The organism is Mesorhizobium sp. CNPSo 4688 (genome assembly GCF_057784295.1).
In genome coordinates, this window is the sequence record NZ_JBWLUY010000024.1 from 21,756 (window position 1) to 36,110 (window position 14,355).

Below are 14,355 nucleotides of genomic sequence, written 5' to 3' on the forward strand. Positions count from 1 at the left end.
TCGGCAGCCAACAAGTGACATTCGCAAGTCGACGGTTCGCTGATGCTGACGACCAAACAGTCTGTTAGACATGGCGTTCTCCCTTGAAAGGTCGGCGACCAAACCACGCCAGTGAGAAGATAGCCTTGATCTGGATCAGCCAGACATGACAAAGCCGGCAACGGCGGGTTTACGGTCGGCTGGTCGCTCGCCAGAGATCTTGCGTCGGTCCGGTCAAGTTATTTTGCGGTAGCTCGTTACCTTTCGGTGCGGCCAGCCTCAGCAGGTTGTTCCACACCGTGCCGGCTCGGCTGACCACCGGCACAATCGTTGGCACAGTGATCTGGGTCAGGATTAGGGCTTGTCGTCCCGGTCGAGAAGGATGCGCACAGCGGCCCCCTGAAGATCCTCGTATTGACCACTCCTCCATGCCCATAGGAAGCCCGACAAACCGAGCGCCCCCAGGAACAGCGCTACCGGAATAAGATAGACGAGCGTGGTCATGGATGGGCCGCTTCGATGACGTCGGCGCGGCCCCTGGCAGGTCCCGTCGCAGGGACCGCCTTCGCAGTCGCCTGAAGCCGCAACGTATTTGCGATCACAATCAGCGAGGAAGCGCTCATTGCGATCGCCGCGATGAGCGGCGTCACATGACCCAGGATGGCGATGGGAACGGCGAATGCGTTGTAGATGATCGCGATCGTGATGTTCTGTCGGATGAGCCGGCCGGCCTTGCGCGATACATCCAGGGCGAGCGGCACTGCCAGCAGGCTTTCGCGCAGGAAGACAAAATCCGCGGCCTGGCGGCCAATGTCGGCCGCGGTCGCCGGAGCCATCGAGACGTGCGCGGCGCCCAGCGCCGGCGTGTCGTTGAGGCCATCGCCCACCATCAGCACCTTGCGGCCGGCGCGGGCCAACGCCTCAATCCTCTCGACCTTTCCTGAGGGCAACAGGGCCGGCACAAAGCTGTCGATGCCGAGGATCCCCGCCGCCTCGGCGCAGGCCCTCGCAGTGTCGCCCGAGAGCATCTCCACCGGGATGCCGGCGCTCTTCAAGCTTTCCACCGCCGCCTTAGCATCGGCTCGAATGGCGTCCTCGAAGGCGAAGCAAGCGACGATCCTGCCATTCCTGGCAAGGACCGTGCCGCCAAGGCCGCCATATTTTCCTTCGCCGCCCGTACGGGCTTTCCAACCTGCCCAGCCGCGCCGGCCGAGGCGCCAGATGTCGCCGTCAGCGAACGCTTCGATGCCCAAGCCCGGCTCTTCCTGCACGCGGTCGAATCCGGCTCGGCTACGAGCGCTTCCGTATGCCGCCAGCGCCTTTGAAAATGGGTGCCGGGAATGAGGAGCCATGTCGGCCGCGATCGCCAGCATAGCCGGATCGATGGATGCAGCGTTGACGAGTCTGGGCAGCCCCAGCGTCAGTGTCCCGGTCTTGTCGAACACCGCCGCGTCGATCGCCGCCAGACGCTCCGTGGCCGAACCGTCCTTGACCATGATGCCGTTCTCGAACAGGCGCCGCGCGGCGACCACCTGAACGATCGGCACGGCGAGGCCGAGCGCGCACGGGCATGTGATGATGAGAACAGCAATGGCGATGGTGATCGCCCTATGCCAGTCGCCGGTTGCCGCCATCCAGCCAAGGAACGTCACGAAGGCGGTCAGGTGAACCACAGGAGCATAGAGCGCCGAAACGCGGTCGGCGATCCGGCGATAATGCGCCCGGCCGCCCTCGGCGGCCTCCATCAGGCGAACCATTTCCGCCAGGAACGAATCCTTTGCGGCGGCCGTCGCCTCGATCGTCAGCGGGCCGGTAAGGTTGAGCACGCCAGCCTGCACGGCTTCGCCTGACGCCACGTTTTTCGGCGTGCTCTCGCCGGAAACCAGCGAGCAGTCAAGATCCGACGCCCCCTGAACGATCTTGCCGTCGACGGGTATCCTTTCGCCGGCTGCGATCAGCAGCAGCATGCCTGGTTCGATCTCGCCAACCGGCAGGTAATCGCGTGCACCATCGCTGCGCAGGACCATGGCGCCACGCGCCGCCAGCTGCGACAGGCCTTTCACGGCGGTCCGGGCACGTTCCCGCATGACATGATCCAGCGTGCGGCCGATCAACAGGAAGAACAGCAGCGACACCGCCGCATCGAAATAGGCGTGATCGCCATGGTTGATCGTCTCATAGAGGCTCATGGCGTAGGCCAGCGACACCCCGACCGCGATAGGCACGTCCATGTTCATGCGGCCGTGGCGCAGCGCGTTCGCCGCGGAGCGAAAGTAGAGACCGCCGGCAAAGGCGAGGGCCGGAATGGCGATTAGCGCCGACAGCCAATGAAACAAATCCCGCGTCGGACCCTCCGCACCGGACCACACCGACACCGACAGCAGCATAATGTTGCCGGCCGCGAAGCCTGCCACCGCGACGGCGCGGATCAACTCCGAAAGCGTTTTGTCCTTCTCGTGAATTTCCGGGTCGAATAGGTGCGCCTGATAGCCGAGCCGACCGAGCACGGCAAAGAATGGCGGGACGCTGTCTCCGTGCCAGCGAATCGACACGCGCTTCGTCGACAGGTTGACGCGAGCGGACTCAACGTTCTCGACCCTGCCGAGCGCAGCCTCGATCGCTTGGATGCAAGCGCCGCAATGGACCGTCGGCACCGACAGCTCGGTCTGGTGAATGTCGCTGCCCAGGGAGCGGCTGGCCAGCTTGATCTCGTCGCTCGACGGCGATGAGGACGCCGGGGCGCCGACCTCCAACGCCATTCCGCCGCCCGGCGCGCAGCAGCTCATTGCAGGCCTCCTTTCGAAACCATGACGCGGCGAACGTCACGAAACGGCGACGTCAGTCCGGCGTCGGCATCGATCTCGAGGATCCAGACGCCATCCTTCGGCGTGTGCCGGGCGGCAAACTCCTGCGTGTTCCCAGGCGCACCGCCGGCCGATGCGACAAGTGTCACGGCTTCGTCCTCGGCTTCGTAAGCCGGGTGGCGGAACAGCATCCTGACGCCATGCAACGGCACCGGTTTGCCCCGGCTGTCGACAAGCCGGTAGCGTATCTCGCCCGAGGCGATGCTTAGCTTGCCTGTCCAGCCTAGTGCGGCTTGTGCCCTTCCCTTCCTCGCTTCCTCGTTTAAATGCTGGCTGGCGACATAGGTGTTCTCAACGACCAACCCGGTCCAACTCTTCCGGGCGAGCGTGGCCAACATAACGTTGACCCCGATCACGACGGTGAAGAAGACAAGAATGGAGATCAGCATATGCCGTCCCGTGAACTCGCGCGGCTTTCGCATTTCGGCGCTCATCTGCTGTTCTCCGGCGCGTTGAAACTGGCGGTGTATTCGGCGGATTCGGAACTCGCCTTATCGACGATCCGAAATTGGAAACTCTGCACCGGCTCCTTGATGCGGTCCGCGGGTTGCCTGACGAAGATCTTGAGCATCTTCAGCCGGTCGGGTTCGACAGCGATCGAGAACGAGCGACTTGGGCGCTGGTCGAGGCCGACGATGCTCATCTCAGCGCCCTCTAGACCTTGTAGCGCGACCTCGATCGTTCTCGGCTGGGCTATCATGTTGAGCAGCTTGACCGTGTAGCCGTTGCGGATCGAGCCGTCCGAGAGTGTCACGAACTGCGGGTTGCGATCATGCAGCACATTCAGCTCAAGCCGCTCGCGCGTCAGCAGAAAATAGGCGAGCACCAGGCCGATGGCCGACAATGCACCGAGATAGACATAGGTGCGCAAACGAAAGATCTTGCCCAGATGAAAATGCGCCAGGCCGTCGACGAAAGCGCCACTCGTTGTTCTTACCAGCGATGGATTGACTGAACTTGTCCCACCCGCGGTCGCCACCGCCATGTTGGCGTTGTAGTCGGCCAGCGTTGCATACGAGATCAGCCCGCGTTCCCGGCCGAGCTTGTCCATGACGCTGTCACAGGCGTCGATGCACATCGCGCAGGTGATGCATTCCAGCTGCTGGCCGTCACGGATGTCGATGCCCATTGGGCAGACGGCGACGCAGGCATTGCAATCGACGCAGTCGCCGACCGATTGCCCGATGGTCGAGGCCTTTTTGGCATGTCTTGAACGCGGCTCGCCGCGCCAGTCATTATACGTCACCGTCAGCGAATTCTCGTCGAGCATGGCGGCCTGGATGCGCGGCCACGGGCACATGTAGGTGCAGACCTGTTCCCGCATCAGCCCGCCGAACGTGTAGGTGGTCGCCGTCAGCACGGCGATGGTCACATAAGCCACCGGTGCCGCGCTGCCATCGAAGACGTTGCCGATCAGCGTCGGCGCATCGGCAAAATAAAAGATCCAGGCGCCGCCGGTGGCTGCCGCTATGACCAGCCAGATGGCATGTTTGGATACACGCAGCACCAGCTTGCGTGCCGTCCATGGCCCGGCGTCGAGCTTGATGCGGGCGTTGCGATCGCCTTCGATCGCGCGCTCTACCACCAGGAACAAGTCGACCCATACGGTCTGCGGACAGGTGTAGCCGCACCAGGCCCGGCCAACCGTGGACGTGATCAGGAACAGGCCGATGCCGGCCATCATCAGGAGGCCGGCGACGTAGTAGAACTCCTGTGGCCAGATTTCGATGAAGAAGAAATAGAAGCGACGGTTGGCAAGATCGAGCAGCACCGCCTGGTCGGGCGCGAACGCGCCGCGATCCCACCGCAGCCACGGCGTCAGGTAATAGATACCGAGCGTGATCGCCATCACCAGCCATTTGAACTGGCGGAAACGGCCAGAGGCGCGTTTCGGAAAGATCTTCTTGCGCGCGGCGTAAAGCGGCTGTCGTGTCTTTGCGGAATTGACCGCTTCGGCTTTCAGCCGTCCTATCTGCTTGTTGTCAAGCACGAGAAGCTCCAGTCACAAGCGACGATTTTGCAGCCGACGCCCACCATGGTTGTGGCCGCCGTGGGGCAAGGTTTGCCGCCATTGCACACAGCATCCCGCCGGTTATCGCAATGGTCGAGGCCCGGCGTGAGCCGGGCCTCGTCGCTTGGCGCGGGGAGGGTCGAGAATAGGCCGCCGCCTATTCTCCGCCGCCAAGCGAATGGACATAGACAGCCAATTCCTTGACCTTGATCTCGCCGAGACGCTCGATCCAGGCCGGCATTACGCCTTGTTTCGGAGTGCGGACCTGGGCGGCGATGGCCGTCTCGCCCGGTCCGTAGAGCCAGATTGCATCGGTCAAATCGGGTGCGCCTAACTCCTTGTCACCCTTTGCATTCTCACCATGACAAGCGGTGCAGTTGTCCGCGAAGACCTTGGCGCCAAGCTCGACCATGCTGGCGTCTTTGACCGGTCCCGACAAGCTCGCCACATAGGCGCTGACTTGAGTGATCTGCTCAGCCGTAATGATGTCGCCAAAAGCGGGCATTTCCGACACGCGCGTATCCGGGTCTGTCGTGAAGCGCACGCCGTGTGAAATCGTCTGCTGGATTTGCTCGACCTTGCCGCCCCACAGCCAATCGTCGTCATTGAGATTGGGAAAACCCTTCGACCCTTGCGCGCCGGAGCCGTGGCACTGCACGCAATTGACCCGGAACGCCGCAAAGCCGGCAGCGACGGCGAATTCGCGCAATGTGTCGTCGGCCGCAATTTCCGAAGCGGTTTTGGACTGTATCGTCGCGATATATTCGGCCTGGGCGGACTCTGCCGCCGCCAGCTCGTTCTTGACCGCGTTGCGGCTGGAAAAGCCCAGAGCGCCCTTGGTGGCGGAGCTCAGCATCGGCCAGGCGGGATACGCGATGGTGTAGCCGATCGCCCATGCGATGGTGACGTAGAAGGTGAACACCCACCAGCGCGGAAGGGGGTTGTTGAGCTCCCTGATGCCGTCCCATTCATGACCGGTGGTCGAGATGCCCGACATATCATCGATATACTGTGTGCTCATGATCAGTCGTCTTTGAAGGGGATGCGCGCGACTTCGTCAGCCTGGCTGAAACCGCCCGGTCGGAGCGCGAAGGCGACGCATCCGGCAAAGAAGAGCACCATGGCGAGCAGGCCCCAGCTGTCGGCGAATTCGCGCGTCAAATTGTAATCCATCGGTTGTTTCTCCTCAGCGGTAGCCAGCGGCCTCGTCGTAGTTCTTGAAATCGACGAGCGTGCCGAGCATCTGCAGATAGGCGACGAGGGCGTCCATCTCGGTCACCTGCTGCAGATTGCCGTCAAAGTCGCCGATCCTGGCTTTCGGGTAGCGGGCCTCAAGGCCCGATGTGTCGGCATTGGGATCAGCCTGTGCCATCAGATCGGCGTTGGCGTGCGAGATCATGTCATCGGTGTATGGGACGCCAACGCGTTTGCTGGCGACGAGCTGCGTAGAAAAGTCCTTCACCTCGATCAGCGTGTCAGCCAGGAAGCCGTAGCGCGGCATGATTGATTCCGGCACGACGGAACGCGGGTCAGTAAGGTGCTGGACGTGCCACGCGTTGGAGTAACGTTCGCCGACACGCGCGAGATCCGGTCCGGTGCGTTTGGACCCCCACTGGAACGGGTGGTCGTACATCGACTCCGCCGCCAGGCTGTAATGGCCGTAGCGCTCCACCTCGTCGCGGAACGGCCTGATCATCTGGCTGTGGCAGAGGTAGCATCCCTCGCGCACGTAGATGTTGCGTCCTGCAAGTTCGAGCGGCGAGTAAGGCCTCATGCCCTCCACCTTCTCGATCGTGTTGTCGAGATAGAAGAGCGGCGCGATCTCGACGATGCCGCCGACGGTCACGACCAGCAGGGATCCGACAAGAAGCAGCGTGGCGTTCTTCTCGATGGTCGCGTGCCTGTCCATCAAGCCCATTTTCTGGCTCCTGATTGCGCAGGCTCGAGGGCGGGCGCGGAGCCCGGCATCGGATCCTCCTCGCGTTGGTAGCCGCGGATGGTCATGCCGATGTTCCAGGCCATGATCAGGGCGCCGGAGAGGTACATGACCCCGCCGATGGCGCGCATGACATAGTAGGGGTGCATGGCGGCCACGGTTTCGGCGAAGGAGTAGACCAGGAAGCCCTGCTCGTCGTATTCGCGCCACATCAAGCCCTGCATGATGCCGGACACCCACATGACAGCGGCGTAGACAACGATGCCAAGCGTCGCCAGCCAGAAGTGCCATGTGACAAGCCGCAGCGAATAGAGCCGCTCGCGGTTCCAGAGCTTGGGCACCATGTAGTAGATCGCGCCGAACGAGATCATGCCGACCCAGCCGAGGGCGCCCGAGTGTACGTGGCCGATGGTCCAGTCGGTGTAATGACTCAGCGAGTTGACCGTCTTGATCGACATGATCGGACCCTCGAAGGTCGACATGCCGTAGAAGGCGACTGCCGCAACCATCATGCGGATGATAGGATCGGTGCGGATCTTGTCCCAGGCGCCCGACAGCGTCATGAGGCCGTTGATCATGCCGCCCCAGGAGGGCATCCATAGCATGATCGAGAACACCATCCCCAGCGTCTGCGCCCAATCGGGCAAGGCGGTGTAGTGAAGATGATGGGGGCCAGCCCAGATGTAGAGGAAGATAAGCGCCCAGAAGTGGATGATCGAAAGGCGGTAGGAATAGACCGGCCGATTCGCCTGCTTGGGTACAAAGTAATACATCATGCCGAGGAAACCGGCGGTCAGGAAGAAGCCGACGGCGTTGTGGCCGTACCACCACTGCGTCAGCGCATCCTGAACGCCGGAAAAGGCCGAGTAGCTCTTCGATCCGAGGAATGACGCCGGCATCGACAGATTGTTGACGACATGCAGCATCGCGATGGTGACGATGAAGGAGAGATAGAACCAGTTGGCGACGTAGATGTGAGGTTCCTTGCGCTTCAAAATGGTGCCAAGGAACAGGATGAGATAGGCGACCCAGACGATAGTCAGCCAGATGTCGACATACCATTCCGGCTCGGCATACTCGCGGCCTTCGGTAATGCCGAGCAGATAGCCGGTCGCGGCCATGACGATGAAGAGCTGATAGCCCCAGAACACGAACCAGGCGAGATTGCCGCCGAAGAGGCGCGCGCGCGAGGTGCGCTGGACCACGTACATGGACGTGCAGAGCAGCGCGTTGCCGCCGAAAGCGAAGATGACGCCGGACGTGTGCAGCGGCCGCAGGCGGCCGAAATTGAACCAGGGCTGGATGTTGAGATCGGGATAAGCAAGCTGCAGCGCGATGATCACGCCGACCAGCATGCCAACGACGCCCCAGAATACCGTCGCGATGGCGCCATAGCGGATCGGACCATCCATATAGGCTGACGGATCGACCGGAACGGCCGGCTCGAAATCCGTGTTGCGTAACAGGATTGCGGTGAAGCCCGTGGCGGCGAAGAACAAAACCCACATGTGCTGGCGAAAAGGTCCGTCCACGCCAAAGCCGGCGGCCACAAGGGCACAAAAGGCAAACAGGCTTAGGAGGACGATCTCTGTGCCGAATTTCATCGCAAGTCCCGATCTGAAAATTTCGGCGGACGCCAAATCCGCAACGCATTGATTGCGCAGTCCCGGCCTGTTTGCCCTGATCCAGATCAGAGCCTCAGGATTTTTGCCTCTAGCAGCTGGCGCTACACTCAAAGTTGGGTATCCGGCTCGGGCAACTCTCTGGCTGCCCTTCCCGGACAATGCGAGTCGAGCCGCCCCTGCAGCGGAAGGGCTCGTTCGCGCCGAGCAAGTCGGCCGACGCGTGATGCTAACTCCCGACCGCCCAGTATGCCGCCGACCGGCCTGCTGTCCCGCTCACCGACGCCGCAAGTATCGAAGTATGGCTTGATGCCCTTCACGCAGGGCTCGGGCCAAACGGAGCCCAACTTGCGTTCGCCGATGAGCAGGTCCTTGTCACTTGGAGCTGCGATTGGGGGCGATGGTTATCTGTGACACCGGAGTTCGGCGAGCTGGCCTGGTCCAACTCTTGCGAGGATCCGTGGGCCTTTCGAACCTTCGATTTTATAACCTCCTCGACGGTGTTATCGAAACAACGGTCGATCCGACCAGAGCTACCATCAGAGCTCGCCCCGCCGGCTGCGATGCTCCGACGCGTCCGCCTTGCCTGTCGGTGATCTCGCGGGATTGGAAGGTTGGGAAGATCGGCTGGTCGGATGTTGACCAAGGCGTCATGCATCCCTAGCACGGGAAAGACAATTCTTGCGCCGGATATACGCCTGTGGTGGGTGGCTCCAGACTGACGAAGCGCCACAATGACCAGGCTCGTGGCCTTCGATCCTGTTTTGCTGAAGACTGCCAGGCCAAAACGCTGCGCAGGCATCCGTGAAACATCGGGATGTCAAAAATTCTCCAAGCCGTCACCCGACAACTTTTTTTAATGACAACCCCTTTCGGCGGGCTCATTTTCGCGTGTCGGCGGGTTTCCTCGTCTCCGCCCTCTGTTTCGTTCAGTATCGCAGCCCTAGGAAGGCCCAGATGATCGATCGTCTCAACCTTAACCCAGCCCTCTATCCTAGTGATTTGGAAAGCCTCAAGTCGGTTTTCGACCAGGTTTGCCAGGAGTGCCAGATCCAGCCAGGGTCACCAGAAGCCGAGAACCTTGCCTCTGATCTCGTTCGACTTTTCCAAGACGGAGTTAGCGACGAGACCTGCCTGCTCAGCGTAGCTCGGATGCGGCATCAGAATTTGCGGCGGGCAGGCTGAGCTACCCCATGTATCGCGCTCGATGAAAGGTCCAAAACGGCTCGTCGCGCGACGGCATACGGTGATCTCCGCGACCTCAGGCGCCGGGAAGAGCGCGACAATCGACCCCGCCTACGATGTGGTCGCGCGGCGACGAGTTAGCCGAGCAGTCGACATCTGTTCGCCGCCGGCCAGCCGACTCCGCGCTACAGGGATTGAAAGCGGTGACGCTACCGTTAGCGCCTACACTTTTCGGGTATTTCGGCGATGCATTCCTCAAGACGCTTCAGGGGCCTTCGCATTGCGAAGTTCATGTCCGGCTTCGAAACGTCGATGGCACCCATAGGTGTGGTCACCATGAGGTCGAGCTCCAGTTCGGCAGTGCACGCAGCGCCTCGGGCCCTAGTACTGGCAGGGCCGTCAAGCGCCGGGCAGCGAACCCTTCGCCGACATCTCGAAAACATCTAGCAGGATCGCCAGCCCCACGCCGCATGCGGTCAGGATGAGCCCCGCCATAAAGATGCGGTTAGCGCGCTCGTAAATGGGTCGGCGCAGCGAACTCATGTCGAGCAGCATGGACAGCGCCCGCATCTGCAACGCGATGCCGACCAGTATCGGCAGAACGGCAACCAGGTCGTAAAATCCCCACGGCATGGGATTGGCAGCCCAATGCGTGACGAAGCCGAGCGAGAAGGCAAGCAAGATCCCTACGACGGTGATGGTACCGTTGCGAAAAATCGTCTCGATCTGCTCTTTCTCCGGATCGTTCTCGTCCAACGGCTTCCCTCCATCAGCCGCAGCAGGTGTATGCGCGGTTATGATTCAGCTCTCGCCAGTCCCTGTAAATCGCCGCCGATTAAGTCAAGACCGAGGACCCAGCGCCTGGCGTCGCTGCCGTCGCTCTCCTCGCCGGCGTCGTCACCCTCTTCGTCCATACCTCTAGCTGGTAGCGCAGTAGGTGCTTGATCGAGAAGCGGTCTTTATGTCCTAGACGAGCGCATTTTTATCAACCGACTTTACGTCGAGCGGGCTAAAAGTCTGCGCCGCCGCCGCGATCTGGAGGTCCACGCTTCTCGGGTGGACCTTTTACGAGACGCTTGGTGCATCGTGCAAATGCTATTTCGCCAGTGCGGCTGCCCGGCCCTTTATCAAGTTGGCATTCGATGCTCGTTCGGTCGTCTTCCCAGGCAAGCGGACGTCCCGGATGTTGACCCAGGGAATCCTATCTCCGCGAGATGGGTGTGAATGTTGGGTAGTCAGAAGCAGATAGATCCTTGCGAGGGGTCGTCGCGCCCGAGGTAGCGCGCAGAAATTTTCGCTATCCACTCCAAGTTTGTGTCCGGGACCAGCGTGGGAGGCTGCTGGTATTGGTCCAGGCGCAGCGGTGCTCATTACAGAGACGCTCCGGCTGCAATGCTCGATATGAAGCGATGAATCCTTGACTGCCGACTTCGGCCGGAGCGGATAAGGCACGAAGCGTGTGGTGGTCAGTAGGCGGTGGGATACACTGGTACCTCTCGACTCTTGACCGGCTAGATGGCGGCAGAGATGGATGGCTTGTGTCGGCGAAATGACCAAAAAGCATTTCTTCGCCGCGTGGGGATGAACACCCGGCGCCCTTCGCTCGACGTCGGCAATGGCCAACACCGCCGCCGACTTTGGCTGCGTCGTGAGCCATCGGCCTTTGGGCCGTCCGAATAAAATGGCCACCGATCACAGGTGAAATAATGACACGCATATCCATCGCCGAAGAACTTGAAAGCGCCGCCAACGGCATCGCCGACATGTCGCGGGCGGATCTGCAGATTACCCTTCGGCGCGCGGCGCTGATGCTCCGGAACGTCGCCGGCGTGCCTCTTGAGCCAGCGACAGACGATGCGTTGAACTCGATTGCCGCCGAAATGAAAGTTACCCGCTCGGATCTCATTGGCATCATCGTTCGCGAGTGGCTGGAAACGAACGCATATCTGCCCGTTCGGATGGTCGATGAGGAAAGCGAAACGGACGGCAGCGCCTAGCCTGTAAATCCTTCTTGCCGGCGTGATCTTGGCTCCCCCAACGGGATGATGCTGGCCTTGCTTTTACCACCCGCCCGAAGTTGTTAGGGTCCGCTCGATTCGGGCGTCAACAGCCCGGATGGCAGAAGAAGGAAATCTCCATGACTTCGAGCGTAGCATTGGTCTGGTATCTGGTAATCGCCGGACCAGGGGGAGGAATGACCGTTCTTCCCAGCACCTTCGACAAGCGCGAACAGTGCACGGCAGCCCTTACCGAATATCAGAAGCAACCAACTCCGGCGGGCTGGTTACTGCAATGCGTGCCGAGCGCCTCGCCTTTCACCGATAGTGGCTCGGCCGATTAGCCATCGCTTAACCCCGTGAGCTTTGGGCAGGTCTCTTGGGGTGCGCGTTGGCTGGCCTCGCCGCTCAAGTCTCGTTCTTCGGGCGGTGGCGCCTCGGCCGCCGCCCGCCGTGGCGCTGTTCCAGGCGGTTCAGGCTGTCTACAATGACACGACGGTTGTTCTCGATCCGGATCACGCCGTCCATTCTCAGTCTGGTCAGCTCACGGCTCACCGTCTCGTCTCTAATTCCAAGGAAATCAGAGATCTCGGCACGCGTCAGCGGCAGATCGAAGCACGCCGACCCGGCCCGGCCCCCACGGGAATCGATATTGCGGGCGATCAAGAGAAGAAAGCTCGCCACCTTCTCGGGTGCCGTCTTGCATCCCAGGGTCACCATCCATTCGCGAGCCTCGTCGAGCTCGTTTAGCGTCTGCTTGAACAGGCGATGCTGGAGCTCGGGTGATTGCTTCATCATTTGTTCGACGGCCGCTCTCGGAAAGGAGCACAGAGAGACAGCTGTTGCCGCTTCCGCATTGATCGCACTTTTCACCTTGAACGGCTGTCCCAGAAAATCCGGCGCGAACTGAAGACCGACTATCTGCTGGCGGCCGTCTGAAAGGATCTTCGTCAGCTTCACAACGCCCGAAAGCAGGTTTGAATAGCTGTCGACGGCCTCGGCGTCACCCATCAGCTCGACCCCAGCTTCGATCCTGTGCCGCGACGACGTCTTGGCGAGCCGAGCCAAGTGATCTGGATGCAGCGCGCCGCAGACGCCGCGGTGCCGTGCCTGGCAAGACAGGCAATAAAAGGGAATGTCGGAACTGCGGATGTCCTGCTGTCCTGTCATTTGATCGCTCTCCCGATCTGATCGCCCTCCCGGTCCCAAGCGCCGGCAGGATAACAATCCACGGTAGAAAAATCGTTGCGGCAGTTTGTCGTTCCGCAGCCTGATCGAAATCAGGGCTTTGGCTCATATTAGCGTCCAGAGTCCCGGCGACGCAAAAAAATGGACCACGACATGCGCCCCGAGCTAGCTCACAAACTTGGCGAGAACGTCCCGCGCTATACCAGTTACCCGAGCGCGCCGCATTTCCATCCGGGCATCGATGCGGTCGTTTACCGCGGCTGGCTGGAGGCGCTAGAAGGCGGTGGCAAGATATCGCTTTACCTGCATATCCCTTATTGCGACAGGCTCTGCTGGTTCTGCGCGTGCCATACCAAACAGACGCGCAACTACGAGCCGGTGGCCGCTTATCTGCGCTCGCTGCATGCGGAGATCGCGACGGTTGGCGGCCTTGTCAGCGGCAAGGGTTGTCGAGTTCGCGCGGTTCATCTGGGCGGCGGTTCGCCGACGATGCTGAAGCCGCAGGATATGGTGACCTTGGGAGCGGTGCTGCGGGACAATTTCGACTTTTTCAACGATGTAAAGATCAGCGTCGAGATCGATCCGAACGATATGGACGAAGGCCGCCTCGACGCGCTTGCCAAAATAGGCATGACGCGGGCGAGCCTCGGCGTGCAGGATTTCGATCCGAGAGTGCAAAAGGCGATCAACCGTGAGCAGAGCTTTTTGCAGACCAAGGCAGTTGTCGATGGCGTTCGCTCCCGCGGAGTGGATTCCGTGAACCTTGATCTGCTCTATGGCCTGCCGCATCAAACCAGGCAGAGCCTGTGTTCCACCGTGGCGCGGGCGCTCACGCTGGAACCGGACAGGATGGCGCTGTTCGGCTACGCTCACGTGCCTTGGTTTAAGAAACATCAGACGATGATCGACGAGGCATGGCTTCCCGGACCGATGGAGCGACTCGCTCAATCGCAACTAGCCGCGCGAGCGATTGTGGACAAGGGGTACGAATCAATTGGGCTCGACCATTTCGCGAGGCCCGGCGATTCGCTGGCTGTAGCGGCACACGCGGGGACTTTGCATCGCAATTTTCAGGGCTATACGGAGGATCGTTGCGAGATCTTAATCGGACTTGGCCCTTCGTCGATCAGCCGGTTTCGCCAAGGCTACGTGCAGAACACGACTTCGACCGGCGAGTACGGCCGCATGATTGGAGACGGCGGGTTGACGGCTGTGCGCGGCATCGTGCTCTCGGACGACGATAGAGTCCGGGGCTGGATAATCGAGCGGCTGATGTGCGATTTCGCCTTTTCAGCGATAGACCTGGTGGAGAGCTTCGGGAAAGCCGGCCAAAAGCTCCTTCTTCAGTCAAGCTCCATTGCCCTTAACGATCCTGCTGGACTGCTTGAGCTGCGAGGCGACAAGTTCGTCGTGCCGGAGGAAAATCGTCCCTTCGTGAGGAGCATTGCGGTGAAGTTTGACAAATATTTCGAAGGCAAAGCCGCCAGGCACTCAGCGGCGGTCTGATTATTTCAGCGCAAGACTGAGCCATCGCGTGTGATGAATTGCCAGGTTGCGGTGGCTCATGGTTATT

At 60.9% G+C, this 14,355-nt stretch carries 14 protein-coding genes; 4 read left to right on the forward strand and 10 right to left on the reverse strand.

Annotated features, from left to right (window positions below):
• Window positions 1–333: 333 nt before the first annotated feature.
• From ccoS to ccoN, 8 genes are all read right to left on the reverse strand, one after another.
• On the reverse strand, window positions 334–483 hold the full coding sequence (ccoS, locus tag AC04SH_RS30325; protein ID WP_488481534.1) for a cbb3-type cytochrome oxidase assembly protein CcoS: 150 nt from the start codon (window positions 481–483) through the stop codon (window positions 334–336).
• The gene (locus tag AC04SH_RS30330) at window positions 480–2,765 is read right to left on the reverse strand and encodes a cation-translocating P-type ATPase (protein ID WP_488481535.1); all 2,286 of its coding nucleotides are present in this window, start codon (window positions 2,763–2,765) and stop codon (window positions 480–482) included. The genes ccoS and AC04SH_RS30330 overlap by 4 nt, the downstream gene beginning before the upstream one ends.
• A complete protein-coding gene (locus AC04SH_RS30335; protein WP_488481536.1) occupies window positions 2,762–3,277 on the reverse strand; it encodes a FixH family protein in 516 nt (171 codons plus the stop codon). The genes AC04SH_RS30330 and AC04SH_RS30335 overlap by 4 nt, the downstream gene beginning before the upstream one ends.
• On the reverse strand, window positions 3,274–4,833 hold the full coding sequence (gene ccoG, locus AC04SH_RS30340) for a cytochrome c oxidase accessory protein CcoG (protein ID WP_488481537.1): 1,560 nt from the start codon (window positions 4,831–4,833) through the stop codon (window positions 3,274–3,276). The genes AC04SH_RS30335 and ccoG overlap by 4 nt, the downstream gene beginning before the upstream one ends.
• A 178-nt stretch (window positions 4,834–5,011) precedes the next feature.
• Window positions 5,012–5,875, reverse strand: coding sequence for a cytochrome-c oxidase, cbb3-type subunit III (gene ccoP, locus AC04SH_RS30345; RefSeq protein ID WP_488481538.1), 864 nt, complete (start codon window positions 5,873–5,875; stop codon window positions 5,012–5,014).
• Window positions 5,876–5,877: 2 nt separating this feature from the next.
• The gene (locus AC04SH_RS30350) at window positions 5,878–6,027 is read right to left on the reverse strand and encodes a cbb3-type cytochrome c oxidase subunit 3 (protein ID WP_488481539.1); all 150 of its coding nucleotides are present in this window, start codon (window positions 6,025–6,027) and stop codon (window positions 5,878–5,880) included.
• A 13-nt stretch (window positions 6,028–6,040) separates the two neighbouring features.
• Window positions 6,041–6,772 (reverse strand): cytochrome-c oxidase, cbb3-type subunit II, encoded by a 732-nt coding sequence (ccoO, locus tag AC04SH_RS30355; protein ID WP_488481540.1) that lies wholly within the window; start codon window positions 6,770–6,772, stop codon window positions 6,041–6,043.
• Entirely contained in the window at window positions 6,763–8,394 is a 1,632-nt protein-coding gene (gene ccoN / locus AC04SH_RS30360) for a cytochrome-c oxidase, cbb3-type subunit I (RefSeq protein ID WP_488481541.1), read from the reverse strand. Before ccoN ends, ccoO begins: the two co-directional genes overlap by 10 nt.
• Window positions 8,395–9,369: 975 nt before the next feature.
• Here ccoN and AC04SH_RS30365 point away from each other — a divergent pair.
• The gene (locus tag AC04SH_RS30365; protein ID WP_488481542.1) at window positions 9,370–9,597 is read left to right on the forward strand and encodes a hypothetical protein; all 228 of its coding nucleotides are present in this window, start codon (window positions 9,370–9,372) and stop codon (window positions 9,595–9,597) included.
• A 399-nt stretch (window positions 9,598–9,996) separates the two neighbouring features.
• On the opposite strand, the gene AC04SH_RS30370 is transcribed toward AC04SH_RS30365, so the two are convergent.
• Window positions 9,997–10,353, reverse strand: coding sequence for a hypothetical protein (locus AC04SH_RS30370; protein ID WP_488481543.1), 357 nt, complete (start codon window positions 10,351–10,353; stop codon window positions 9,997–9,999).
• A gap of 950 nt (window positions 10,354–11,303) precedes the next feature.
• Here AC04SH_RS30370 and AC04SH_RS30375 point away from each other — a divergent pair.
• Window positions 11,304–11,594 carry a hypothetical protein gene (locus AC04SH_RS30375; RefSeq protein ID WP_488481544.1) on the forward strand — a complete coding sequence of 97 codons (291 nt, stop codon included), beginning with the start codon at window positions 11,304–11,306 and terminating at the stop codon, window positions 11,592–11,594.
• A 140-nt stretch (window positions 11,595–11,734) separates the two neighbouring features.
• On the forward strand, window positions 11,735–11,938 hold the full coding sequence (locus AC04SH_RS30380) for a hypothetical protein (RefSeq protein WP_488481545.1): 204 nt from the start codon (window positions 11,735–11,737) through the stop codon (window positions 11,936–11,938).
• A gap of 64 nt (window positions 11,939–12,002) precedes the next feature.
• Here AC04SH_RS30380 and AC04SH_RS30385 read toward each other — a convergent pair whose 3' ends face one another.
• Window positions 12,003–12,764 (reverse strand): Crp/Fnr family transcriptional regulator, encoded by a 762-nt coding sequence (locus AC04SH_RS30385; RefSeq protein ID WP_488481546.1) that lies wholly within the window; start codon window positions 12,762–12,764, stop codon window positions 12,003–12,005.
• A 171-nt stretch (window positions 12,765–12,935) separates the two neighbouring features.
• Between AC04SH_RS30385 and hemN the strand changes: the two genes are divergently transcribed.
• Complete coding sequence (hemN, locus tag AC04SH_RS30390) at window positions 12,936–14,288, forward strand: oxygen-independent coproporphyrinogen III oxidase (protein WP_488481561.1); 1,353 nt, start codon at window positions 12,936–12,938, stop codon at window positions 14,286–14,288.
• The last annotated feature ends 67 nt before the right edge of the window (window positions 14,289–14,355 follow it).